Here is a 22,822-nt window from a genome sequence, read left to right on the forward strand (position 1 = left end):
ACGAACCAGACGACCGACACCAGGAGGGCGACGATGGGTCAATACACCGCCGAAGTGCTGTGGACGCGCGACGGGCAGGATTTTCTCGACAACCGCTACAGCCGCCGCCATGTGTTGCGTTTCGACGGCGGCGTCGAGCTGCCGGGCTCGTCGTCGCCGCTGGTCGTGCCGCTGCCCTGGTCGGACGCCGCCGCGGTCGATCCGGAGGAGCTGTTCGTCGCCTCGCTGGCGAGCTGTCACATGCTGTGGTTCCTGTCGATCGCCGCCAAGCATGGCTTTCGCGTCGAGCGCTACGCCGACGCCGCCAGTGGCGTGATGGCGCGCGACGGCCAGCGGCGCTTCGCGATGACCGTCGTCACGCTGCGCCCCGCGGTGACGTTCAGCGACGAGCGCCGGCCGACGCGCGACACGCTGCTGGCGATGCACCACGAGGCGCACGAGCAATGCTTCATCGCCAACTCGGTGAAGACAGAGGTGCGCTGCGAGCCGGTGGTCGACTAGCGTCGACGGGTGAGTCCCGGCGGCGTCGATCCGCCGCTGCAAAGTCGGCGGAAGGTCGAGGCGCGGAGCGGCGTTCGCGCCGGCTCAGCGCAGATACGGCATCGCACGTCAGCGTGCCGGGGGCGCCGGCGCAGGCCGCCCCCGTGGTCTGGATGCGCTCCGCCGCATCGCTACCCGAACGCGGGTTTCACGGGCATCGACGATGCACTCGTTGTTCTGAACAGACGATGCCAGGCAGACGGACGTGTCCGCATGCGTGCGCATCGGCCATGCTCACGCGGCGCCGGAGACGCGAGGCTCGGCGCTCGACGCGGCTCGCTCGGTTTCGATCATCCGCTTCAGGATGCGGCGGACTCGAACAGGACCTCCGTCCGAACTGATCAGAACCGGATTCAGGCTGAAGAGGTCCGGCGTGCCCATCCGCTTCTGCACGGCATCGAGGACGGGGCCGTCCTCGTCGACGAAAGCATCATGCATGCCGGTGATCTTCATGCGGTTGTAGTCCGCGTCTTCTTCGAAGTGGTTGCGGCGCGTGGCAAAGAAGTAATGCGTAGTGCTGTCCGTTTCCGGTGTGCACGTGTGCAGGTCGTACTGGCTGGTGCAGGTATCGTGGGTCAGCGGAGCGCTCGGATCCTGCGTGGCGCCGATCGTCAGCTGGATGTGGGTCGGTGCGCGCCAGGCGACCCTCACAAAATGCCGGGCGCTGGCGCCGGGTTCCGGCAGGAACGCGTTGAAGATCATGATGGGGGGCGTCTGTTCCCACTGCCAGTGCACGCTGATCTCGCCGTCCGCTTCCTGCAGTTTTGGAATCTTCGGCGAGAGCTGCCCGCGCGTGGAGATGATCTCGCCGTGGAGGTGATCGACGTGCGACAGGTCCATGACGTTGTCGGTGATCAGCTCGTAATGGCATGGGCGGCGCATGTAGGTATGTGCGACGCCGTTCGGATGGCCGCGATCGAGCGGACCGTAGTCGGGCAGCGCCGAAGCATCGGCCGGTACGTCGCCCATCCAGATCCAGATGAAGCCGTAACGTTCGATCAGGGGAAAGGTGCGGACCTTCGCCGCTGCGGGAATGGCGCCATTGCCGTGCGGATTGTGGACGCACTGCCCAGCGGTATTGAACCGCAAGCCGTGGTACGGGCAGACCACGTTGTCGCCGTCGCGATGTCCCATCGACAGCGGCGAGAAGCGGTGCGGACAGCGGTCATGCAGCGCGACGGCCGCGCCGTCGCGCTGGCGATACATCACCACCGGCGTGTCGAGCAGGGTTCGCGCGAACAGCTTCTCGCTTTCCAGTTCGCTCGACAGCGCGGCGACATACCAGGTGTTGAGCAAGTATTTTCCGTTGTGCATGGGGTCTCCTCGAGGTATTTGCGGCTTCTGGTGCTGATCCACGGGCGCCGCCGGCGTGCGCGCCGCGCAAGAAAATCGCTTACAGGTCGACGACCAGCCGGGCGCTTCGGGCGCGAGAACAACAGGGCGTGAACCGGTCATTGCACGCGCGCTCGTCCTCGGTCAGGAACACGTCCCGGTGCTCCGGCTGCCCCTCCAGCACGCGCGTGATGCAGGTTCCGCAGATGCCCTGCTCGCAGGAGACCGGCACTTGCACGCCCGCTTCTCTCAAGACGTCGAGAACCGACTGCTCCGTGGCGACCCGCAGGACGCGGCCGGAGCGCGCCAGCACCAGTTCGAATGCGTCGCCTGCGCGATCCGCGACATCAGCCGAAAACCGCTCGGCGTGAATATTCGATTCCGGCCAGCCGGCGGCTCTGGCGCGGCCCATGACGTGGTCCATGAAGCCGCCGGGCCCGCAGACGTAGAGATCCAGGTCTTTCGCGGGCGAAGCCAGCAGCGCATCGGTATCCAGACGGCCGTCCTGCGGGGCGTCGTCGTAATAGAAGCGGACGTGATCGGCGTAGGCCGCGCTTCCTAGGCGGTCACGGTAGGCGGCGCGGCTGGCCGAGCGGCAGCAATAGTGCAGCTCGAAAGCTTTGCCGGCGGCGTGCAGCGTGTCCGCCATCGAAATGATCGGCGTGATCCCGATGCCTCCAGCGACCAGCAGGCTTCGCCGTGCCCCGGCAACCAGACGGAACAGATTGCGCGGGGCGCCGATCGTCAGGACCTGGCCTTCATGCAAGTCCTCGTGCACGCAGATCGATCCGCCTCGACCACCGGGATCGAGCAGTACGCCGAGTTCGTAGGTGCGCCCGGTCGGTGCGTTGCTGAGCGAGTACTGCCTGACCAGGCCGTTCGGCAGGTGCAGATCGATATGGGCGCCGGCATCGGCGGCCGCCAGCGGCTCGCCGTCAATGCGTTCCAGTGTGAGTCCCAGGATGCCGTCGGCCAGCATCCGGCGCCTGATGATGCGCGCCTGCGTGGTCGCGGCGATCGGTGAATCCGACATCCTCTCCTCCTGCTGTCATGGCGCCATCGACGAGCGCCTGCCGGAGAGGGAGCAAGAGCGAGGCCATCCGGCCTGGTTCGTTGAGAGTCCTTATAAAACAATGAATTGGATTGTCGGTCTCGGCGGCCGCGCGGTGCGTGCCTGAAAAGATCGTCTGAAATCAGCAACAATGGCTTTCTGATTTCAGACAACTTTTTGAAATCAAGGAACTCTGTGCGCCATGGAAAAGAAGATCGCCCGTCATCAGCGGAGCCCCGATGTCCCCGCCCTGAAACTCGTCGCTGCGACGGTCGACGACGCCGCGCTGGCCGAGCATCTGCGTTTCGATCCGGATCGTGGCGAGATTCTCCTGTTCGATCAGCGGATGCTGTTGATGCATGGCTATTCGCTGGCGGCCCTGCGGCACGAACTGATCGAACGGCTGGGGCTCGACAAGACGCGGGAGTTGTTCATGCGCCTCGGCTATCAGCAGGGCGTGGAGGATTCCAAAGGGCTTCGCCGTCAGGGCGGCGCCGGCGTGCCGGAGGCCATGAAGCTGGGGCCGCGACTGCGCGAGATCGAGGGATTCGTACGCAACCGCGTGGTTGAGCGCATGCAATACGACACCGAGTCCGGCGGCTTCTGGGGCGACTACCACTGGCAACACTCGTGGGAGGCCGAAACTCACCTGCAGCACTTCGGCATCAGTGGCGTCCCTGCCTGCTGGATGATGGCCGGCTATGCGTGCGGTTACACCACGGCCATGATGGGCCGTCCGGTCATCTGGCGTGAGATCGAATGCGTCGCGATGGGCCACGCCTGCTGTCGCGTCATCGGCCAGCCGGTCGAAGAGTGCGACGACGCCGACGATCTGCTGAGCTTCATGCGGGTCGAAGAGTTCGTCACGGTCCCGCGTCACCGGGAACCGGACGAGCACGGACGCGGCAAGGCTCCGGTCGGATCAGCGCTTCCGGACCTGGTCGGCGCTTCGGCCGGCTTCAATGCGGTCGCCTGGCGGCTCAAGCGCGTGGCGCAAACCGATGCGACCGTGCTGTTCACGGGAGAGAGCGGTGTCGGCAAGGAACGTTTCGCGCGCGCGCTGCACGCGATCGGGCCGCGCGCGTCGAAACCGTTCGTGTCGATCAACTGCGCGGCGCTGCCTCAGGAACTCGTCGAAGCCGAGCTATTCGGGGTCGAGCGGGGTGCTTTCACCGGCGCCAGCGCGTCCCGACCCGGGCGCTTCGAGCGGGCCGACGGTGGCACGCTGCTGCTCGACGAGATCGGCAGCCTGCCGATGCTGGCCCAGGGCAAGCTGCTGCGCGTCCTGCAGGAGGGCGAGATCGAGCGGGTCGGCGGCACGCAGATGCGCAAGGTTGACGTGCGCGTGGTCGCGGCGGCGAATCACAATCTGCGCGAGGAGGTTCGCGCCGGGCGCTTCCGTGAAGATCTGTTCTTCCGGCTCAACGTGTTTCCGATCGACATCCCGCCGCTCCGGGAGCGGCGCGACGATATACCGCTGCTGGTGAATGTCTTTCTGAACCGCTACGCGCGGCGCTTCAACAAGCACATCACGGGCGTCACGCGCGCCGCCAGCGAGGCGCTGTGGGCGTACAGCTGGCCCGGCAATGTTCGCGAACTCGAGAACATGGTCGAACGCGCCATCATTCTGGCCGACGACGGTGCCGGCATCGATGTCCAGCATCTGTTCTCCGGCGGCGAAGTGCTGCCGGGCCGCACGCTCGAATCCGCCGCCGCCAGGTCGGTGGAGCCGTCGCCGCCCGCGGCCGACACGGCGGACGACGCGCTGCTGCTGGAGCGGCTGCTCCGGCGTGCAGGCTCTCTGGACGCCGTGGAAACGCTGCTTTTGCAGCACGCGCTCGATACGTGCCGCGGCAATGCCTCGGCCGCGGCGCGCATGCTGAAGCTCGGGCGCGGGCAGTTCGAATACCGCTGGCGCAAAAGAAGGTCATCCGGCGAGTGACGCGTGCGTCGCTACGCTAAGGCCGCGCGCGCGACGCACGCGCATTGAAGCGCTGACGGCTCGGTCGGCGCGCACGAGGGACGGGACGTGCGCGAGCGCGCCTGACCGGTTCTGACCTCCGGCGCTACACCGGCAAGCGACGCTCGGGGAGTTCGTGCCCGGCACGTCCCGGCGCGGACGGAGCGATACCGGAGCGGTATCCGTGACGCCATCAAATGGTATTGGACGGTATTTCGATGCCTTATTAGTGTCGCAGCCAGTCGCCCGGTCCGACCCGGCGACAGACCAAAAATAGAAGATGCGGAGGAGGAGTCATGAGATTGCGCTCGACCGGGTGCATGGCGCGCGTTGCGATCGCCCCGATGTGTGTCGCCGCTTTGACGGCAAGCGGTGTGGCGGTGGCATTCGACATCGATATCGGCTCTCAGGATGCGCGCCTGTCCTGGGACAACAACGTGAAGTACAGCGCCGCATGGCGCCTCCACGATCCCAGCACGACCGTCGCCGGCGATCCGACGACGGCGCAGGTCAACACCAATGACGGCGATCTGAACTTCGATAAAGGCCTGATCTCGAATCGACTCGATCTGCTCAGCGCGATCGACTTCCGCTACCGGAAGATGTACGGCGTGCGCGTCAGTGGTCAGGCCTGGTACGACACGGTCTATCACAGCGACACCGACAATCCGGGCAATCAGGGCATCAACCAGATATCCAGGCCCGCCGACAAGTTCGTCGACGACACCGAAAAACTTCATGGCGGCATGGCCGAGCTGATGGACGCGTTCGTCTACGGCACCTTCGTCATGGGCGACAAACGGCTCAACGTCAAAGGCGGTCGCTTCACGCAGCTCTACGGCGAAAGCCTGTTCTTCGGTTCAAACGCCGTCGCGGCGGCGCAGACGCCGCTTGATCTGACGAAGGCACTGTCCGTGCCCAACGCGCAGTTCAAGGAGGTTGCGCGCCCGGTTGGACAGGTCAGCGCGCAGCTGCAGCTGAACACCCGACTGACGCTCGGCGCGTACTACCAGCTGGAATGGCGAAAGACCCGTCTGCCGGGCGTCGGCAGCTACTGGAGCTTCTCCGACTTCGCGGATGAGGGCGGCGAACGCCTGCTGCTCGGCCCGGACCTGTGGGTGCACCGCGGCGACGACATGGAGGCCAAGGACTCCGGGCAGGGCGGCATGCAGCTGCGCCTCAAGGCCGGCGACAGCGAGTACGGTCTCTACGCGGCGATCTTCCACGACAAGATGCCGCAGTTCTATGCCCGTCCGGGCGTCAATGCGGTCAGCGCCAACGACATCGGCGACTACCTGCTCGTCTACGGCGAGGACATTCGCCTCTTCGGTGCGTCCGTCAGCACGCTGATCGGCGAGACCAATGTGGCGGCGGAAGTCTCGTACCGCGACAACATGCCGCTCGCTGCAACCGGCGCAACGGCGATCGTCGGTCCCGATGCCGACAACAACGACCATCCCGCCTATCCCGTCGGCAGGACGCTGCATCTGAACGCTTCGGCGATCAGCGTCCTCGGCGAGAGCCCGGTATGGGACGGCGCATCGTTCATCGGCGAGTTCGCGTTCAATCGCGTGGTCTCGTATACCGACAACAAGGACGCGGTCGATCCGCTCGCGACGCGCAACGCGAGCGCGGTGCAGATGGTCTTTCAGCCGGAGTACTTCCAGGTTCTGCCGGGCCTCGATCTGCAGCTGCCGATCGGCCTGACCTACGGCATCAGCGGCCGCTCGGCGGTCAATGGCGTGCTGTTCCCGTCCGATCACGGCGGCACGCTCAATGTCGGCGTCAAGGGCAGCTACCGCAAGCTCTGGAGCGGCAGCGTCAATTACTCGCACTACTTCGGAGCGGACGGCGCCATCATCCGGCCCGCCGCCGCGCCGGCCCTCTCTTACAACAACTTCTATGGCGACCGCGACTACATCTCGGTCTCGATCGAGCGCGCGTTCTGACCGATCGCCGAGGATTCTGAGGAGAACCCAAGCATGAATATCCGAAACACTGTGTTCACGGCTGCCGCGGCCGCGCTGTTCTGCACCGGCCTTGCGCGGGCGGCAGTCGGCGCCGACGAGGTGGCGACCCTCGGCACGACCTTGACGCCCCTGGGCGGTGAAAAGGCAGGCAATGCCGACGGCTCGATTCCCGCCTGGAGCGGCAAGCCTCTGCAGGTCAGCGGCGCCAGCGTCGGCGACGTGCCGAAGGCTGTGTTCCCGGGCGAAAAGCCCCTGTTCTCGGTCAGCGCCGCGAACATGGAGAAGTATCGCGACAAGCTGAGCGAGGGCACGGTCGCGCTGATGCAGCGTTATCCGTCCAGCTTCCGCATCGACGTCTATCCGACCCATCGCACCGCGGTGGCGCCGCAGTACGTCTACGACAATACGAAGAAAAACGCGGCGAGCTGTCAGGCCGTCGATGGCGGTAAGACGCTGAAGGGTTGCTACGGCGGCATTCCGTTCCCGATCCCGAAGTCCGGCGTCGAGGTCATCTGGAATCATCTTCTGCGCCTCGAACCGGAATCGGTCGATCTGGGTGCGCGCAACGTCGTTGGTACCGCCGACGGCAAGCGCACACTGGCGACCCGCATCGACGAGTCGTTCCAGCATCTGTACTACTACCGCGATGGTTCGGCCGATACCTGGAACGGCGAGTACTGGATCCAGCGCTTCAACACGACGGATCCGCCGTTCAAGCGTGGTGAATCGCTGGTGATCCACGACAGCATTGATCCCGCGACGCCGCGTCAGGCCTGGCAGTATCTGGTAGGTCAGCGCCGCGTGCGGCGTGCCCCGACCGTCGCCTACGACACGCCGGATTTCGTTGCCTCCGGCGCGAACTACTTCGACGAGGTCATGGGGTTCATGGGCCATCCCGACCGCTATTCGTGGAAGCTCGTCGGCAAGCGCGAGATGTACGTGCCGTACAACGCCAATCAGGCCGTGACGGTGTCGCAGGACGAGGCCTTTTCCGCCAACCACCTGAACCCTGCCAACGTTCGCTGGGAGCTGCACCGCGTCTGGGAAGTGGAGGCCACGGTCGCGCCCGGCAAGCGACACGCGGTGCCGAAGCGCCGCTTCTACTTCGACGAGGACAGCTGGGTGATGCTGCTGATGGACGGCTACGACGCCGAAGGCAAGCTGTGGCGCACCTCGCAGGTGACGCCGTTCTACGTGCCGAAACTGCCGGGTCTGCTCATCAAGCCGGTCATCATCTTCAATCTCGAAGCCAAGACCTTCAGTGCCGTTCAGTCCCTGAACGGCGAGTACTACAAGATCGTGGATCGCAAGCCGGAAAGCTACTTCACCGGCGAGGCGGTGGCTGCCGAGGCGGACCGCTGATTCGCAGCGATTTTTCGTGATGCCCGCTGTCCGGATGAGTCCGGACAGCGGGTCGTCGCCGCCCCCGTCATCCGATGAACGCCACCATGCTTGCCAAGTCGCTACGCTGCTGCGCGCTGTGCCTGTACCTGTTGTCCTGGGAGCACGCGGCAGCGGCCTCGAAAGTGGTTCCCGATCTGCTCGATCAGTCGGCCCAGGCCAGCGTCAGGGCGCGCAACGCCGTCACGCTCGCGGTCGCAACGGCCGGCAGCCGGCTTGTCGCCGTCGGCGAGCAGGGCACCGTACTGCTGTCGGACGATAACGGAAACAGCTGGAAGCAGGCGGACGCCGTGCCGGTCAGCGTGGCCTTGACCGGGGTGCAGTTCGTGTCGCCGGACGAGGGCTGGATCATCGGCCACGGCGGCGTCGTCCTCCACACCGCCGATGCGGGCAAGACCTGGCAACGGCAGCTCGACGGCCGCCGCATCGGTGAGCTGGCGAGCGAGGAGGCCCGCGCGCTCGAATCCGACGACGCTGCGCCGAAATGGCTGGCGCGGAATGCCGAACGCCTCGTCGAGGATGGACCCGACAAGCCCCTGCTCGGACTGTACTTCGCCGACGCGCGGCACGGTCTCGTCGTGGGTGCCTATGGTCTGGCGCTGCAGACCGACGACGGCGGCAAGAGCTGGCGATCGATCATCGGACGTTTTGCGAACCCGCGCGGTTTGCACCTATACGCGATTACCCCGATAGCGAACGGCTTTCTGGTCGCCGCCGAGCAGGGGAACGTCTTCTTGTCGACCGACGGCGATTCGTACTTCGCGCTGCTGAAGTCGGCCTACCCGGGCACCTACTTCGGCGCGCTGGCCCTCGACGGTGAGCACGTTCTCGCCTTCGGTCTGCGCGGCAACGCCTGGGCATACGGGCTCCCGGATCAAAGCTGGACACATGTCGCGCTGCCGGATGCCGCCACGCTCACCGCCGGGCTGAAGCTGCCCGGCGGGGATGTCGTGCTGGCCGATGAAGGCGGTCGCCTGTTCCGGTTGCGCGGCGGCGCTGCAAGCGCCGTCGCCCTGCAAGGCGCGGCCGCTGGCGGCATCAGCGGAATGACGCGAACGACGGATGGCGCGCTGGTCCTGGCCAGCATCCGCGGACCGCTTCGTGTCGAACTGAAGTCCGCCGTTGCGGAGGTTGAATGATGGGCCATTCCTCGCTGCCGTCGACCGGTGAAGTCGTTCGCGATCTGGCGGATTTCGATCAGCGCTCCGGCACCCTGCCTGAGCGGCTGCTTTTCAACAACCGCGGCCTCATCGTGCTGCTGTGCCTGGCCGCGACCTTGGTGCTCGGATACCAGGCGCTGGGCCTCAGATTGAATGCCGCCTTCGAGAAGATGATTCCGACGCGGCATCCCTACATCGTCAACTTCCTTGCGCACCGCGACGAGCTGTCCGGCATGGGAAACACGCTGCGCATCGCGGTCGAAGCCCCGACAGGGACCATATTCGACGAGCACTACCTCGAAACCCTGCGGCGCATCAACGACGATCTGTTTCTGTTCCCCGGCGTCGACCGGCCGTACATGAAGTCGCTGTGGACGCCTTCCGTGCGCTGGACCGGCGTCACGGAAGACGGTCTCGACGGCGGCCCGGTCATTCCCGACGGCTACAGCGGCTCGCAAAGCGACCTCGACGCGGTGCGCCTCAACGTCGAGCGCTCCGGCGAGATCGGCCAGCTGGTCGCCGCCGACTACAAGTCCAGCATCATCCTCGTGCCGTTGCGGGAGAGCGGCGCCGAACGAATCAACTACCAGGAGTTTTCCAAGAAACTCGACGATCTGCGCGCACGATACGAGAAGGAAGGCGTCCGGATTCACATCATCGGTTTCGCCAAGCTGGTCGGTGATCTGATCGACGGCATGGTTCAGATCCTGGTGTTCTTCGCGCTCGCGATCGCCATCTGTGCTGCCGTGCTGTTCTGGTACACGCGCTGCGTGCGCAGCACGTTTCTGGTCGTGCTCTGCTCGCTCGTCGCCGTGATCTGGCTACTCGGTCTGCTGCCGACGCTCGGCTATGAGCTCGATCCGTACTCCGTTCTGGTGCCGTTCCTCGTCTTCGCGATCGGCATGAGCCACGGCGCCCAGAAGATGAACGGCATCATGCAGGACGTCGGCCGCGGTACCCACAAGCTGGTCGCTGCGCGCTTTACGTTCCGCCGGCTGTTCCTGGCCGGCTTGACGGCGCTGCTTGCGGACGCCGTCGGCTTCTCGGTGATGATGGTGATCCAGATTCCCGTCATCCAGGATCTGGTCGTTGCTGCGTCGATCGGCGTCGCCGCCCTGATCTTTACGAATCTGGTTCTGCTGCCGATCCTGCTGTCGTACACCGGCGTCAGCACCGCGGCCGCGAAGCGCAGCCTCGCCGCCGACGTTGCCGATACTTCCGACAAGACGCATCGCAAGCATCGGTTCTGGGCGTTCCTGGATCTGTTCACGCAGCGTCGCTGGGCAACGGCCGCCATCGTCGTGGCGGCTGTGCTCGGCGTCGGCGGGTCCGTCGTCAGCAGCAAGCTGAAGATCGGCGACACCGGAACGGGCGCGCCCGAGCTGAGAGCGGACTCGCGCTACAACCGCGACAACCGGTTCATCGTCTCCAGCTACGCCGCCAGCAGCGACGTCTATGTCGTGATGGTGACGACCCCTCAGTACGCCTGCGCTCACTACTCGACGCTGCTGGCCGTCAATGCGCTGGAGCAGCGGCTCCGCCAGTTGCCGGGCGTCGAGAGCACGGCGTCGCTGGCCGGGCTCGCCAAGGTGCACAGCGCCGGCATGAGCGAGGGCAGCCTCAAGTGGTACGAGATTCCGCGCTCGCAGGACATGCTGAACGCCATCATCGTTCGCGCGCCGCGCGAGATGTTCAATCAGAACTGCGATCTGCTGACGATCTACGCGTACCTGAAGGATCACAAGGCGGATACCCTGACGGCGGTGGTCGACACCGTCGAGGCATTCGCGAATCAGTACAACTCCGACGAACTGCACTTCCTCAACGCGGCGGGCAGCGCCGGCATCGAAGCGGCGACGAACATCGTCGTGCGTCGTTCGAATTTCGAAATGCTGATTCTGGTCTACGTGGCGGTGATTGCGCTGGCCTTCGTTGCGTTCCGCTCGTGGCGAGCGGTGATTTGCGCGGTCCTGCCGTTGATGCTGACGTCGGTGCTTTGCGAAGCGCTGATGGTGGCGCTGAACATCGGCGTGAAAGTCGCCACGCTTCCGGTGATCGCGCTGGGTGTCGGCATCGGCGTCGACTACGCGCTGTACGTGTTGAGCGTCACGCTTGCCGGCCTGCGCCGCGGGCAATCGCTGTCCGAGGCGTACTACGCCGCCTTGCTCTTCACCGGGCGGGTCGTCGTCCTGACCGGCCTGACGCTCGGCATTGCGGTGGCGACCTGGGCCTTCTCGCCGATCAAGTTCCAGGCCGACATGGGCATCCTCCTCGCGTTCATGTTCATCTGGAACATGCTCGGCGCCTTGATCCTGCTGCCTGCGCTCGGACACTTCTTGCTGAAGCCGTCGCCGCAGGCGGCGACCGAAGCGCTCGCCGCGAATCGCCTGGCCTATACCTGAGGGCCGGACCATGCCGATCCTGACCATCCACCTCGCCGAAGGACAGTACAGCCAGGTGCAGTGCAAGCGCCTGCTGGCAGAGGCGAGCCGGATCTACGCCGAGATCCTCAAGAGTCCGATCGAGCGTGTGCGCGCCGTCATCGAACTGCATCGGCCGTCGATGGCAGCGGTGGGCGGCATCCCCGTCGATGAAAGCGGCGTTCGGGCGCCGTACTTCCACTTCCTGGTGCTGAAGGGGCGGCCGCTCGAAGAGCGGCAACGGCTGCTGCAGCGGTTCACCGATCTGATCGTGGAGATCCTGGAAGTGGACCGGAGCCTGGTGCGGGGCGGCTGCTGGCCGATCGAGCCGGAAAACTGGGCCATTGCCGGAATCCCGGCCTCGACGGTGCGGGCGTCCGAGCTGGCCGGGCGCACCACCGGCGCCTAGCCGCCGTCCTGGGCCGGGCGGTCGTTGCCGCGCTTCGCCTTCTGGCGATAGGCGAGCTGCGGACGCGTGATGCCGAGCGTCCGTGCGGCCGCGGCGAGGTTGCCGTTGTGCGCCCGCAAAGCACTCTGGATCAGCATTTCCTCGATCTCGTCGAGCGTCGTCGAATCGCCGTTGTCGGCGATGCCGGCCAGCAGTTGCGTCACCTTGCGCTGCACACGGCCGCCGAGCATCCCGTCCGTTCCGAGCCCGCCGGCCGAGCCGCGATTCGGGCTGCCGAGATCGCCGTCCGCACGCACGCCGAGATAACGCGGCTCGACGCGTTCGCCGCCCGAGAACAGATGGAAGGAGTCGATGGCGCCCTCGTCGGGGGCCATGATCACGCCGCGCTCGACCACGTTCTCCAGTTCACGGACGTTGCCCGGCCAGTCGTAGCTGAGCATGGCGTCGATGGCTCTGGCGCTGAAACCCGACACGCGGCGCTTGTGCAGTGCCGAGAACTTGCGCAGGAAGTGGTTCATGAAGACCGGAATGTCTTCGAGGCGGTCGCGGAGTGCCGGGACGGTGATCGGAAAGACGTTGAGCCGGAAGAACAGGTCTGCGCGGAAGCGGCCGGCCTGCACCTCTTGCTTGAGATCCAGATTGGTGGCGGCCACCACGCGCACGTCGACCTTGATGGTCTTGCTGCCGCCGACGCGCTCGATCTCGCGCTCCTGCAGTGCGCGCAGCAGCTTGCCTTGCGCCGTGCTGCTGAGAATGCCGATTTCATCGAGGAACAGCGTGCCGCCGGCGGCACGCTCGAAGCGGCCGGGCCGGCTCTGGGCCGCGCCGGTGTAGGCGCCGCGCTCGACGCCGAAAAGCTCGGATTCGATCAGCGTCTCCGGAATGGCGGCGCAGTTGATCGCGACGAACGGGCCGCCGGCGCGCGGGCTGATGCGGTGCAGGCTCTTGGCCAGCACCTCCTTGCCGACGCCGCTCTCGCCGAGGAAGAGGACGGTGGCCTGGGTGTCGGCGACGCGCCGCAGCTTCTGACAGGCGGCGCTGAATCCGGCCGATACGCCCACCACCTCGGCGTTGTCGAGGATGGAGGCGCCGCTGTGCGCCGCCTTGCTGGCGAGGCCATCGGTGATGAGGTCGGCGCGCAGCGAGTCGAGTTCGAGTTCGGCGTCCGTCCATTCGTCCGCGGGCTTGCCGACGATCCTGCAGCAGTCGGCGCCCTGCGCCTTGCATTCCACTTCCTTGAACAGGATCGGCCGGCCCATGAAGCGGCTGGTGAATCCGGATGCGTAGCCGGTCTGCATCCAGCAGACCGGCTCGGTGCCCAGGCCGTACTGCCGGATGTGCTCCTCGGCCTCGGCGGAGGCGCTCCACAGGTATTCGCCGTAGAACTTGCCGTTCTCCATGTCCACGGTCGTCCGCACCGGCGTCACCGTGCCGACGCCTTCGAGCATGTGCAGTTGCGGGCCGACGAGGACGGCCTCGACGGCGCCCGCATTCGCCCGCAGGCGGTGCGCCAGTTCGGCGTCGTGCGATCCCGAGTTGTGGCCCATGCGGGTCAGCAGGCCGCGGGCGCGGTCGCTGCCCAGCGTCTCGATCAGCTCGCGGCGAAGTACGCCGAAGCCCGAGGCGTGGAGCAGCAGCATGCGCTGGTCGTCGAGCCAGATATGGCCGTCTTCCGGCGAGAAGTGGATGCGGGAGACGAGGTCGCGGTTATCCGGCATGGCCGACGGATCCGGATTCGTTGCCGGACTCGCCAGCGATCTTGGCGTTGCGGAGGACATGGCGTTACCGCTGGTTTACGAGATGAAAGACAGGGCTGTGAGCCCCGCGCAAGCAATTTCTTCGAAGAGCCGCATCGATTTTCATGATGCCGGCGGACGTCAAAATGACGGTCTAATCTATCAAATAGTCACTTGACAGCAAGCCGCCCTGTCTCCTGATGCCGCCAGATCCTTTTCAGGAGCGCTAAAAATTTAGCTTAAACATGGTGGTTGCAATTTCTCTCCGCTCGCTCTGGCGCCGCTGGCACGGCGAATGCCACGTGAATGGGACTGAGCCGCAGCCATAGCGGCCTACAAAACGGAGGAGAGATCCGATGCAGGCGCATAACGCCCGTTCATTGCTCGACGGCGTCGACACGAAAATCAGATTCGTGCGACGCAACCGCGTCAACGATCACGGCTATGTCGAGTTCTCGTTCGGCATCGGCAGCCCGGACCTCATGGTCGAACTCGTGCTCTCCGAGCGGGCTTACGCCGAGTTCTGCAAAACCAACCAATGCATCGAACTCACCCCGGCGCAGTCGCTGGCCGTCGACTTGGAACAAGCCAAGTGGCGGTACGGCAAGGCCGGCATCACCGAATAACCACAGGCCATCAGTCGAGAGAGAGCCATGTCCGTCGATATCAGGACCAATAGCGTCAAGCCCATCCGCAACACTTTCGCGCATCTCGCGCGGCGCTTCGGCGACAAGCCGGCCAGCCGCTATCAGGAGATCGCCTACGACGTGCAGTCGGAGGTGAACTTCCACTACAAGCCGCTGTGGGATCCGGACGGTGAGATCTACGACAAGCGTCGTACCGCGATCACCATGGCCGACTGGTACGCGCTGAAGGATCCGCGCCAGTTCTACTACGGCAGCTACACCACGACGCGCGCCAAGCAGCAGGACGCGCTCGATCGCCAGCTGGATTTCGCGGAGAAGCGCGATCTGCTGCGTCAGCTGCCGGAAGAAGTCCGCGCGCAGATCGTCTTCGCGCTGCTGCCGCTCCGCCATTACGAGTGGGGCGCCAACATGAACAACTGCTTCATCTCGGCCTATGGCTACGGCACGGCGATCACGCAGGCCGCGATCATGGCGACGACCGATCGCCTTGGCATGGCGCAGCATATTTCGCGCATCGGCCTGCTGGTCGACGGCAACTCCGGCGAATCGCTGACCCGGGGCCGTGCGCTCTGGATCGACGATCCGGCCTGGCAAGGTCTGCGCCGCCGGATCGAGCGCTTGTTCGTCACGCGCGACTGGTTCGAGGTCATGGTCGCCCAGAACCTGGCGCTGGATGGTCTCGTATATCCGTTTTTCTTCCAGCAGTTCGACAAGCACATCGCCGCCAGCCACGGCACCGGCCTGTCGACGCTGACCGACTATCTCCTGCGCTGGCACGAGGAGACGGCGAAGTGGGTGGACGCCACGGTGAAGACCGCTGCCGCCGAGAACGAGCAGAACCGCGCGGCGATCGTCGGCTGGTTCCTCGCCTGGCGCGAGGCGGGCATCGATGCGCTCAAGCCGATTGCCGAACGCGTCCTCGGCGATGCGGCGGAAGCGGCGCTCGGCGCCGTCGCCGCCCAGCTCGACGCGCGTGCCGCGAAGCTCGGCCTGAAGGTCTGAGGCAGGCCCATGTCCAACATCCAGCCCGTCTTCATCGCGCTTCAGGCCAACAACGACACCCTGCCGATCATCGAGGCGATCTGCAGTGACAACCCGCAGGCGCAGGTCAACGAGTATCCGGCCATGGTCAAGATCAATTGTCCGGGCCGCATGGTGATCCGTCGCAGCTCCGTCGAGGAGCGCATGGGCCGCGACTTCGATCTGCGCGAGCTGCAGATCAATCTGATCTCGCTCGCCGGTGAAGTGGACGAGTCCGAAGACGAATTCGTGCTGTTCTGGAAGGCCTAGCCCGCCGCCCCTTATTCAAAATATTACGCAGGAGAGAAACATGGCCGCCGACGGTGATCTCAAACCGATCAAGAAGCTGAGCCTCAAGGAGAACTACGCGCTGCTGACGCGTGGCCTGGGCTGGGAACCCACGTACGAGAAGAAGGAGGAAATCTTCCGCACGATCGACTTCGAGGGCATCAAGATCCACGACTGGGAGAAGTGGGAAGACCCGTTCCGCCTGACGATGGATGCCTACTGGAAGTACCAGGGCGAGAAGGAGCGCAAGCTCTACGCCATCATCGATGCCTTCCAGCAGAACAACGGCCAGTTCAACGTCACCGATGCCCGCTACGTCCAGGCGCTGAAGCTCTTCCTGAACGGCATCGTCGGCCTGGAGTACGCCTCGCACCGCGGCTTCAACATCCTGGGCCGCGAGTTCCCGGGCGTGGGTCCGCGCATCGCCGCGCAGATGCAGGCGATCGACGAACTGCGGCACGCGACGACGCAGATCCATGCGATCAGCCACTACAACCGCTTCTTCGAGGGCATGGCGGATTTTCCGCACCAGTTCGATCGCGTCTGGTATCTGTCCATCCCCAAGTCGTTCTTCGAAGACGCCGTCTCCAGCGGCCCCTTCGAGTTCATCGTCGCGATCTCGTTCGCGTTCGAGTATGTGCTGACCAATCTGGCGTTCATGCCGTGGATGTCCGGCGCCGCTTTCAACGGCGACATGTCGACCGTCTCCTTCGGATTCTCGGCGCAGTCCGACGAGGCGCGGCACATGACGCTGGGCATCGAGGTCATCAAGTTCCTGCTGGAGCAGGATCCGGACAACGTGCCGCTGGTCCAGAAGTGGATCGACAAATGGTTCTGGCGCGGCTATCGCCTGCTGGCGCTGCTCGCGACGATGATGGACTACATGCTGCCGAAGCGCGTCATGTCATGGTCGGAAGCCTGGACGATCTACTACGAAGAGAACGGCGGCGCCCTGTTTGCCGATCTTGCGCGCTACGGTATCCGGCCGCCGAAGTACGCCGACGTCACGATCAAGGAAAAGCAGCGCGTCAGCCACGAGATGTGGAGCATCTTCTACTCGGTGCGCAACGCGGTCGGCTTTCCGGTCTGGCTGCCGTCGGCGGAGGAGATGGACTGGTTTTCCGAAAAGTATCCGGACACCTTCGACCGCTACTACCGGCCGCGCTTCGAGCACTGGCGTGAGCTGGAGGAAAAGGGCACGCCGTTCACCAACATGACCCTGCCGCAGCTCTGCCAGGTCTGCCAGTGGCCGTGCATCTACACGGAGCCGGACGACCCGACCGAGTTCGTGCACCGCGAGACCGAGTACCAGGGCGAGACCTTCCACTTCTGTTCGGACGGCTGCAAGGACATCTTCTGCAACGAGCCGGAGAAGTATGTGCACGCCTGGCTTCCGGTGCACCAGATCTATCAGGGCAACTGTTTTCCGGAAGGTGCCGACCCGACTGCGCCGGACTTCAATCCGCTGGTCGCGGCGCTGCAGTACATGGGCATCAAGCCGGGCGTCGACGGCGGTCTCATGAGTCAGCACGTCGATGCAAGCCGCTGGGAGCAGTGGACCAGCCGCCCCGCGAACCTGCACGAAGGCGCGATCACGCAAGCCGTCCGCAAGACGACCTGAACGCCACCACAGGAGGAGACAAGCATGCCCGTCAAGGCAATCAAGCCGGGTTACCACGGCGAGTTTCGGGACCGCGTCGAGAACTTTCGCGGCCAGCAGCTGCTGAACATCTGCTGGGAGAAGCACACGATGTTCGGTTGGCCGATGTGCATCCCGGTGCCGCCGGAAATGCCGTTCGGAGCACTGCTCGAGCAGGTGCTGCCCGGCATCTATGGCGCACACCCCGACTTCGCCCGCATCAAATGGAACGAGGTGCAATGGTCGAGCGCCAAGGGTCCATTCACGCCGGATCCGTCGAAGTCGATGGTCGAGCACGGCTTCAAGCACAAGACGCAGATCCGCTTTCGCACGCCCGGTCTCGACGGACATAACGGAGCCGGCTGATCGTGAGCTATCAACTGACCATTGAGCCGCTCGGCCAGACCATCGAGGTCGCCGACGACCAGACGATGCTCGATGCCGCGCTGCGCGCCGGCATCTGGCTGCCGCATGCCTGCTGCCACGGGCTTTGCGCCACCTGCAAGATCACCGTGAAGGAAGGCGACATCGAGCACGGTGACGCCTCGCCGTTCGCGTTGATGGATTTCGAGCGCGACGAGGGCAAGGCGCTGGCCTGTTGCGCGACGCTGCAGTCGGACGCGGTGATCGAGGCCGATATCGACGAGGACCCCGACGCGATCGTGATCCCGGTCCGCGACTTTCACGGCACCGTGACGCGGATCGATGCGTTGACGCCGACGATCAAGGGCGTCCACGTGCAGCTCGACGAGGCCATCGAGTTCCAGGCCGGGCAATACATCAATCTCGCGATCCCGCTTCCCGGCCAGGCCGTGACGCGCGCGTTCTCGCTCGCCAGCCAGCCTTCCGCGGGGCGCGACATCGAGCTGAACATCCGCGCCGTTCCCGGCGGCGTCGGCACCGGATTCGTGCACAAGGATCTGGCCGTCGGCGATCGCCTGACGCTGTCCGGGCCCTACGGCCGGTTCTTCGTCCGCCAGTCGGCCGGCGTTCCGATGATCTTCATGGCCGGCGGTTCGGGGCTCTCCAGTCCGCGCAGCATGATTCTCGACCTGCTCGAAAGCGGCAGCGATCTGCCGATCACGCTGGTCTACGGCCAGCGCGTCCGCGAGGAGCTGTACTACCACGACGAGTTTCTCGCGCTTGCCGAGAAGCATCCGAACTTCCGCTACGTGCCGGCGCTTTCCAGCGAGGCGTCGGACAGCGGGTGGACCGGCTTTCGCGGTTTCGTGCACGAAGCGGCGCTGGCGCACTTCAACGGCGACTTCCGCGGCCACAAGGCCTATCTGTGCGGCCCGCCGATGATGATCGACGCCTGCATCAGCGCCCTCATGAAGGGTCGTCTCTTCGAGCGCGACATCTATCACGAGAAGTTCATCTCGGCGGCCGATGCCCAGCAGAACCGGAGTCCGCTGTTCCGGAACATCTGAGGCGGCGCGGAATTACCGGTCCCGTATCGCCGCAGCGGGGAAAAGGTATTAGACGGTATAGGGCGAGGCCACTACCGTGAAAATCGGCGCCATCGTCTGCGGACGATGCATGACTGCCCAATGGCAAGTGGTTGCCGGATAACGGCCCGCATGCCGTGACGATTACCTAACGAGAGCCGGCCGTCCAGGCCGGCGTTTGGAGGAAGTGAAAATGGCTCTACGAGGCTTGCTGCGGGTCGGCGAAGTCGCGATCCGCGTGATGGACATGAAACTGTCGCGTCGTCACTACGGCGATCGCATGGGACTGCACGAGGTGATGGAGGATGCCGACGGCCGGGTCTACTACAAGGCCTGGGACGAGCACGACCATCATTCGATCGTCCTGCGGCAGGCCGACTCGCCGGGCCTGGACTACTTCGCGTTCAAGGTCTACGACGACAAGACCCTGACCGATCTCGAGCCGAAGATCCGGGCGTTCGGCCTCGAAGTGAAGCACATCGCCGCCGGCGTGTACCCGAAGAGCGGCCGTCGCCTCGAATTCATGCTGCCGAGCGGCCATCGCATGCAGCTGTATGCCCACAAGGAACAGGTCGGCAACACCCTCGGCTATCTCAATCCCGGTGTCGTGCCGGACGAGCACGTCATCCGCGGCTTCAACATCAACCGTCTCGATCACGTGCTTCTCGGCGGCACCAACATCGACGACAACGTCCGCCTGTTCACCGAAGTCTTCGAATTCGACCTGTCGGAGAAGCTGATCGACCACGAGTCCAAGGCTTCACTTGCCGTGTTCCTGTCCGGTTCGACGAAGCCGCACGACGTCGCGTTCGTCCTGCAGCCGGAGCCGGGTCGCTTCCACCACGTGTCGTTCCTGCTGGAATCGGCGCATGACGTGATCAAGGCCGCCGACAGGATCGGCAAGTACCGTATCCCGGTCGATGTCGGTCCGAACCGGCACGGCGTGACACGCGGCGCGACGATCTACTTCTTCGATCCGTCGGGCAATCGCAACGAAGTCTTCGCCGAAGGCTACGTCCACTATCCGGATACGCAGACCCTCGTCTGGGACACGACCGAGCTTGGCGCGGCGACCTTCCACCAGGACTTCACGCCGCGCGAGAGCTTCCTCACCGTGCTGACCTGAGCGTTGGCCATGAGCGAAAAGGAGGTCGCGGTCGTCGTCGGCGGCACCGGCGCCATGGGGCAGGTCATCGCCAGGCGTCTGGCGGCTGCCGGCTTGAGGGTCGTCGCGGTCGGCCGCTCGGCTGCGTCGCTGCAGTCTTTGACCGCGGCAGATCCGAACATCGAGGCCTGTGCCTGCGACATCTCGGACGATTCGGCCATCGACGCCATTCGCGCCGCCGCCGACGGCGTGGTGCGAATGGTCGTTCACGGCCCGGGCGTTGCGACGGCCGGCGGCGTGCTGGCCGTGCCGACGGCGGCGCTCGCCGACGCCGTCAACATCAAGGTCGGCGGCATGTTGCGCCTGGTGCGCGCCGTCGACGCGCGTCTTGTCCGCGGCAGCCGGCTGGTCGCCATCGGCGGGCACTATGGCTTCGAGCCGACCGCCTATGCGGCGACGGCCGGCGTTGCCAATGCGGCGCTGGCCAATCTGACGAGGCAGCTGTCCTGGGCGTACGGCGAGCGCGGCATCACTTCGCATCTCGTGGCGCCGGGGCCGGCCGACACCGACCGCCTGCGCCGGGTGGCGTCGGCACGCGCCGCGCGCGACGGACTTTCGGAGGACGAGGTGCTGCGCGACATGCAGCGCGAGTCGGCGATCGGCGCCTTCACGTCGGTGACGGAAATCGCCTGGATGATCGCGACCCTGCTGGCCCCGGAAGCCGATGCCCTCGCCGGCAGCACCCTGTTCATGGACGCCGGCCGGCGGCGTGGCCTGCCGTAGCCGCCGCGCCGCGCGGCGGACTCAAGATGCCGCGCGGGCAATCTTCGGCGAACGCGTCTTCTGCGCGCGGGCCACTGCGAGAAAGGCCTTCAGCAACGGCGATTCGTCGTCGTCGCGGTGAATCATGTACAGGTCGAATACCGCGCCGTCCTTCTCCCGCAACGGCACGTAGACCACGCCGGGCAGATTCAGATTGCACGCCGAATCGACCACCAGGCTCAGCCCGGCACCGGCGGCGACCAGGGCGACGGCCGTCACCACGTCGTCGACTTCCTGAACGATGTTGGGTGTGAGATTGCGCTGATGGAACATGCGCAGCAGATGATCGATGAAGCCGCCGCGCGACGCCCGCGGATAGAGGATCAGCGGCTGGCCCTGCACGTCCGCCAGCGCCACCTTTTCCTGCCTGGCGAACGGATGCGCCGCCGGCACGGCCAGATGAAGGCGCTCGGTCAGGATCGTCTCCCAGACGAGACCGACTTCTTCGCTGAAGAAACGATTGAAACCGACGGTGATGCGGCGTTCGGCGAGGGCCTTGATCTGACCCTGCCGGTCGATGTTGTGCAGGACGATCTGCACCTGCGGGTGCTGCTTTCGGAAGCTCTGGATGATGCGCGGAACCACGTCCAGCGCAGCCGAACCGAAGATGCCGATGTCGAGGCGTCCGAGTTCACCCTGACTCGCGAGACGGACGCGGTCGAGGGCCTGCTCGGTCAGCGTGAGGATATTCCGTGCATCTTCGAAGAACAGCTTGCCCGCTGCAGTGAGCGCCACGCCGCGCGGATGGCGTACGAACAGCTCGGTGCCGAGCAACTCCTCGAGCTGCTGGATCTGACGCGTCAGCGGCGGCTGCGACACGTGCAGGCGGTCCGCTGCGGCGCGAAACGTGCCGCTCTCAGCCACCGCCACGAAGTAACGAAGATGTCGAATCTCGATCGAATTCAAGTTCATCTGCCAGGCCGTCCTCATCGTTGCGCGATGATACTCCATCGGTATCGGCACGGCCGGATAAAGGTATTAGACCGTATTGCTGTCGCGGCCTAAATTTGATCGCGAATGTCGCCGTGGCTGGACAAGAGCGACCGAGGAGAAAGATGCGCTTCGAAGTGCTCATCGATGGGAACGGAAACGCGTTCCACTGCGCAACGGACCAGCCCGTCCTGTCGGCGATGACGAACACCAATCAGCGCGGAATCCAGGTCGGCTGTCGCAGCGGCGGTTGCGGTGTCTGCAGGGTCAGGGTGCTGAGCGGCCGCTACCGCCTGGGCCAGATGAGCAACACGCAGGCGCCGAAGGACCAGGTAGACCTCGGCTTCGTGCTGGCCTGCCGGCTCTATCCCGAGAGCGATCTTCGGATCGTGCCGGTCGGGCGGCTCGTTGCCGTCGCTGCCGATGCAATCAGCCGCGGATGCCCGTCGAGGCGCCCGGACGAAACTACGGAACCGTCAGTCAGATGATCACGTTGCACGAAGAAACCGAGACGCACGTGGCGCAGGCCGTGATTTCTCACCACGCTGCGCTGCGCGCCGTGCACGGCGCGCTGGGCGAGGCCGAACGGATGGGAGTACGCATCAATGTCGCCGTTGTCGACAGTGCCGGTCATCTCGCCGGTTTTGCCCGCATGCCGGGCTCGTTCCTGATGTCGATCGACATGGCCTGCAAGAAGGCCAAGTCCGCGGCCGGTCTCGGCATCGAGCCCGAACTCGCCGAACAGATCCTGGCCCACGAAGCGGCGCGGGTCCGTGAGGGCCTGATCCCGGTCGCCGATTTCACGCTGATCCGCGGCGGCCTGCCGATCCGTATCGACGGCACGCTCATCGGCGCGATCGGCGTGTCCGGCGGCAGCGAATCCCAGGACGTCGCCTGCGCGCAGGCTGGTGTCGCAGCAGTAATCGGAGAAAAGCAGTGAGCAA

The 22,822-nt window shown here is 65.1% G+C and carries 22 protein-coding genes; 18 read left to right on the forward strand and 4 right to left on the reverse strand.

The window, feature by feature from the left end:
• The first annotated feature begins 33 nt into the window (after window positions 1-33).
• The gene (locus K343_RS0106500; protein WP_028007356.1) at window positions 34-501 is read left to right on the forward strand and encodes an OsmC family protein; all 468 of its coding nucleotides are present in this window, start codon (window positions 34-36) and stop codon (window positions 499-501) included.
• Between the two features lie 273 nt (window positions 502-774).
• On the opposite strand, the gene K343_RS0106505 is transcribed toward K343_RS0106500, so the two are convergent.
• Together K343_RS0106505 and K343_RS0106510 are read right to left on the reverse strand one after the other, a co-directional pair.
• Window positions 775-1,854 carry an aromatic ring-hydroxylating dioxygenase subunit alpha gene (locus tag K343_RS0106505; RefSeq protein WP_028007357.1) on the reverse strand — a complete coding sequence of 360 codons (1,080 nt, stop codon included), beginning with the start codon at window positions 1,852-1,854 and terminating at the stop codon, window positions 775-777.
• Window positions 1,855-1,933: 79 nt separating this feature from the next.
• A complete protein-coding gene (locus tag K343_RS0106510; protein ID WP_043112212.1) occupies window positions 1,934-2,905 on the reverse strand; it encodes a PDR/VanB family oxidoreductase in 972 nt (323 codons plus the stop codon).
• 220 nt (window positions 2,906-3,125) lie between these two features.
• Between K343_RS0106510 and K343_RS0106515 the strand changes: the two genes are divergently transcribed.
• The 6 genes from K343_RS0106515 (at window position 3,126) to K343_RS0106540 (ending at window position 12,243) form a co-directional block, all read left to right on the forward strand.
• Entirely contained in the window at window positions 3,126-4,865 is a 1,740-nt protein-coding gene (locus K343_RS0106515; protein WP_084615731.1) for a sigma-54-dependent Fis family transcriptional regulator, read from the forward strand.
• A 338-nt stretch (window positions 4,866-5,203) separates the two neighbouring features.
• Entirely contained in the window at window positions 5,204-6,832 is a 1,629-nt protein-coding gene (locus K343_RS0106520) for a DUF1302 domain-containing protein (RefSeq protein WP_028007360.1), read from the forward strand.
• A 33-nt stretch (window positions 6,833-6,865) separates the two neighbouring features.
• Window positions 6,866-8,215, forward strand: a complete 1,350-nt coding sequence (locus K343_RS0106525) for a DUF1329 domain-containing protein (protein ID WP_028007361.1) — start codon at window positions 6,866-6,868, stop codon at window positions 8,213-8,215.
• Between the two features lie 74 nt (window positions 8,216-8,289).
• A complete protein-coding gene (locus K343_RS0106530) occupies window positions 8,290-9,393 on the forward strand; it encodes a YCF48-related protein (protein WP_051278008.1) in 1,104 nt (367 codons plus the stop codon).
• Window positions 9,390-11,816 (forward strand): efflux RND transporter permease subunit, encoded by a 2,427-nt coding sequence (locus K343_RS0106535; RefSeq protein WP_028007363.1) that lies wholly within the window; start codon window positions 9,390-9,392, stop codon window positions 11,814-11,816. Before K343_RS0106530 ends, K343_RS0106535 begins: the two co-directional genes overlap by 4 nt.
• Before the next feature lie 10 nt (window positions 11,817-11,826).
• Window positions 11,827-12,243, forward strand: coding sequence for a tautomerase family protein (locus tag K343_RS0106540; RefSeq protein ID WP_028007364.1), 417 nt, complete (start codon window positions 11,827-11,829; stop codon window positions 12,241-12,243).
• On the opposite strand, the gene K343_RS0106545 is transcribed toward K343_RS0106540, so the two are convergent.
• Window positions 12,240-13,961 carry a sigma-54-dependent Fis family transcriptional regulator gene (locus K343_RS0106545; protein WP_028007365.1) on the reverse strand — a complete coding sequence of 574 codons (1,722 nt, stop codon included), beginning with the start codon at window positions 13,959-13,961 and terminating at the stop codon, window positions 12,240-12,242. The two genes, K343_RS0106540 and K343_RS0106545, sit on opposite strands and share 4 nt — an antisense overlap.
• On the opposite strand from K343_RS0106545, the gene K343_RS24375 reads away from it, so the two are divergent.
• The 9 genes from K343_RS24375 (at window position 13,960) to K343_RS0106585 (ending at window position 20,909) form a co-directional block, all read left to right on the forward strand.
• Window positions 13,960-14,157, forward strand: a complete 198-nt coding sequence (locus tag K343_RS24375) for a hypothetical protein (protein ID WP_154662461.1) — start codon at window positions 13,960-13,962, stop codon at window positions 14,155-14,157. The genes K343_RS0106545 and K343_RS24375 overlap by 2 nt on opposite strands.
• 178 nt (window positions 14,158-14,335) lie before the next feature.
• Window positions 14,336-14,605, forward strand: coding sequence for a phenol hydroxylase subunit (locus tag K343_RS0106550; RefSeq protein ID WP_051278009.1), 270 nt, complete (start codon window positions 14,336-14,338; stop codon window positions 14,603-14,605).
• A 27-nt stretch (window positions 14,606-14,632) separates the two neighbouring features.
• Window positions 14,633-15,628 (forward strand): aromatic/alkene monooxygenase hydroxylase subunit beta, encoded by a 996-nt coding sequence (locus K343_RS0106555; RefSeq protein ID WP_028007367.1) that lies wholly within the window; start codon window positions 14,633-14,635, stop codon window positions 15,626-15,628.
• A gap of 9 nt (window positions 15,629-15,637) precedes the next feature.
• Complete coding sequence (locus K343_RS0106560) at window positions 15,638-15,916, forward strand: MmoB/DmpM family protein (protein WP_028007368.1); 279 nt, start codon at window positions 15,638-15,640, stop codon at window positions 15,914-15,916.
• 40 nt (window positions 15,917-15,956) lie between these two features.
• Window positions 15,957-17,555, forward strand: a complete 1,599-nt coding sequence (locus K343_RS0106565; protein ID WP_028007369.1) for an aromatic/alkene/methane monooxygenase hydroxylase/oxygenase subunit alpha — start codon at window positions 15,957-15,959, stop codon at window positions 17,553-17,555.
• Window positions 17,556-17,579: 24 nt separating this feature from the next.
• Window positions 17,580-17,939 (forward strand): phenol hydroxylase subunit P4, encoded by a 360-nt coding sequence (locus K343_RS0106570; RefSeq protein ID WP_028007370.1) that lies wholly within the window; start codon window positions 17,580-17,582, stop codon window positions 17,937-17,939.
• Window positions 17,940-17,941: 2 nt separating this feature from the next.
• Window positions 17,942-19,003, forward strand: coding sequence for an NADH:ubiquinone reductase (Na(+)-transporting) subunit F (locus K343_RS0106575; RefSeq protein WP_028007371.1), 1,062 nt, complete (start codon window positions 17,942-17,944; stop codon window positions 19,001-19,003).
• 211 nt (window positions 19,004-19,214) lie between these two features.
• Complete coding sequence (locus tag K343_RS0106580) at window positions 19,215-20,147, forward strand: catechol 2,3-dioxygenase (protein WP_028007372.1); 933 nt, start codon at window positions 19,215-19,217, stop codon at window positions 20,145-20,147.
• 9 nt (window positions 20,148-20,156) lie between these two features.
• Complete coding sequence (locus K343_RS0106585; protein WP_028007373.1) at window positions 20,157-20,909, forward strand: SDR family NAD(P)-dependent oxidoreductase; 753 nt, start codon at window positions 20,157-20,159, stop codon at window positions 20,907-20,909.
• A 21-nt stretch (window positions 20,910-20,930) separates the two neighbouring features.
• On the opposite strand, the gene K343_RS0106590 is transcribed toward K343_RS0106585, so the two are convergent.
• The gene (locus K343_RS0106590) at window positions 20,931-21,860 is read right to left on the reverse strand and encodes a LysR substrate-binding domain-containing protein (RefSeq protein ID WP_028007374.1); all 930 of its coding nucleotides are present in this window, start codon (window positions 21,858-21,860) and stop codon (window positions 20,931-20,933) included.
• 143 nt (window positions 21,861-22,003) lie between these two features.
• Here K343_RS0106590 and K343_RS21235 point away from each other — a divergent pair, with 143 nt between their 5' ends.
• The gene (locus tag K343_RS21235) at window positions 22,004-22,366 is read left to right on the forward strand and encodes a 2Fe-2S iron-sulfur cluster binding domain-containing protein (RefSeq protein WP_084615732.1); all 363 of its coding nucleotides are present in this window, start codon (window positions 22,004-22,006) and stop codon (window positions 22,364-22,366) included.
• Window positions 22,318-22,818: a GlcG/HbpS family heme-binding protein gene (locus tag K343_RS0106600; protein WP_211226178.1), complete on the forward strand. Its 501-nt coding sequence runs from the start codon at window positions 22,318-22,320 to the stop codon at window positions 22,816-22,818. The genes K343_RS21235 and K343_RS0106600 overlap by 49 nt, the downstream gene beginning before the upstream one ends.
• Window positions 22,819-22,822: the final 4 nt, after the last annotated feature.

The sequence above is a fragment of the Solimonas flava DSM 18980 genome, assembly GCF_000426685.1.
GTDB lineage: Bacteria > Pseudomonadota > Gammaproteobacteria > Nevskiales > Nevskiaceae > Solimonas > Solimonas flava.

Excerpts from the sequence above, each read along its gene's own strand:
- K343_RS0106500 (WP_028007356.1), top strand. The coding sequence starts at position 34 with ATGGGTCAATACACCGCCGAAGTGCTGTGGACGCGCGACGGGCAGGAT.
- K343_RS0106505 (WP_028007357.1), bottom strand. The coding sequence starts at position 1,854 with ATGCACAACGGAAAATACTTGCTCAACACCTGGTATGTCGCCGCGCTG.
- K343_RS0106510 (WP_043112212.1), bottom strand. The coding sequence starts at position 2,905 with ATGTCGGATTCACCGATCGCCGCGACCACGCAGGCGCGCATCATCAGG.
- K343_RS0106515 (WP_084615731.1), top strand. The coding sequence starts at position 3,126 with ATGGAAAAGAAGATCGCCCGTCATCAGCGGAGCCCCGATGTCCCCGCC.
- K343_RS0106520 (WP_028007360.1), top strand. The coding sequence starts at position 5,204 with ATGGCGCGCGTTGCGATCGCCCCGATGTGTGTCGCCGCTTTGACGGCA.
- K343_RS0106525 (WP_028007361.1), top strand. The coding sequence starts at position 6,866 with ATGAATATCCGAAACACTGTGTTCACGGCTGCCGCGGCCGCGCTGTTC.
- K343_RS0106530 (WP_051278008.1), top strand. The coding sequence starts at position 8,290 with ATGAACGCCACCATGCTTGCCAAGTCGCTACGCTGCTGCGCGCTGTGC.
- K343_RS0106535 (WP_028007363.1), top strand. The coding sequence starts at position 9,390 with ATGATGGGCCATTCCTCGCTGCCGTCGACCGGTGAAGTCGTTCGCGAT.
- K343_RS0106540 (WP_028007364.1), top strand. The coding sequence starts at position 11,827 with ATGCCGATCCTGACCATCCACCTCGCCGAAGGACAGTACAGCCAGGTG.
- K343_RS24375 (WP_154662461.1), top strand. The coding sequence starts at position 13,960 with ATGGCCGACGGATCCGGATTCGTTGCCGGACTCGCCAGCGATCTTGGC.
- K343_RS0106545 (WP_028007365.1), bottom strand. The coding sequence starts at position 13,961 with ATGCCGGATAACCGCGACCTCGTCTCCCGCATCCACTTCTCGCCGGAA.
- K343_RS0106550 (WP_051278009.1), top strand. The coding sequence starts at position 14,336 with ATGCAGGCGCATAACGCCCGTTCATTGCTCGACGGCGTCGACACGAAA.
- K343_RS0106555 (WP_028007367.1), top strand. The coding sequence starts at position 14,633 with ATGTCCGTCGATATCAGGACCAATAGCGTCAAGCCCATCCGCAACACT.
- K343_RS0106560 (WP_028007368.1), top strand. The coding sequence starts at position 15,638 with ATGTCCAACATCCAGCCCGTCTTCATCGCGCTTCAGGCCAACAACGAC.
- K343_RS0106565 (WP_028007369.1), top strand. The coding sequence starts at position 15,957 with ATGGCCGCCGACGGTGATCTCAAACCGATCAAGAAGCTGAGCCTCAAG.
- K343_RS0106570 (WP_028007370.1), top strand. The coding sequence starts at position 17,580 with ATGCCCGTCAAGGCAATCAAGCCGGGTTACCACGGCGAGTTTCGGGAC.
- K343_RS0106580 (WP_028007372.1), top strand. The coding sequence starts at position 19,215 with ATGGCTCTACGAGGCTTGCTGCGGGTCGGCGAAGTCGCGATCCGCGTG.
- K343_RS0106585 (WP_028007373.1), top strand. The coding sequence starts at position 20,157 with ATGAGCGAAAAGGAGGTCGCGGTCGTCGTCGGCGGCACCGGCGCCATG.
- K343_RS0106590 (WP_028007374.1), bottom strand. The coding sequence starts at position 21,860 with ATGAACTTGAATTCGATCGAGATTCGACATCTTCGTTACTTCGTGGCG.
- K343_RS21235 (WP_084615732.1), top strand. The coding sequence starts at position 22,004 with ATGCGCTTCGAAGTGCTCATCGATGGGAACGGAAACGCGTTCCACTGC.
- K343_RS0106600 (WP_211226178.1), top strand. The coding sequence starts at position 22,318 with ATGCCCGTCGAGGCGCCCGGACGAAACTACGGAACCGTCAGTCAGATG.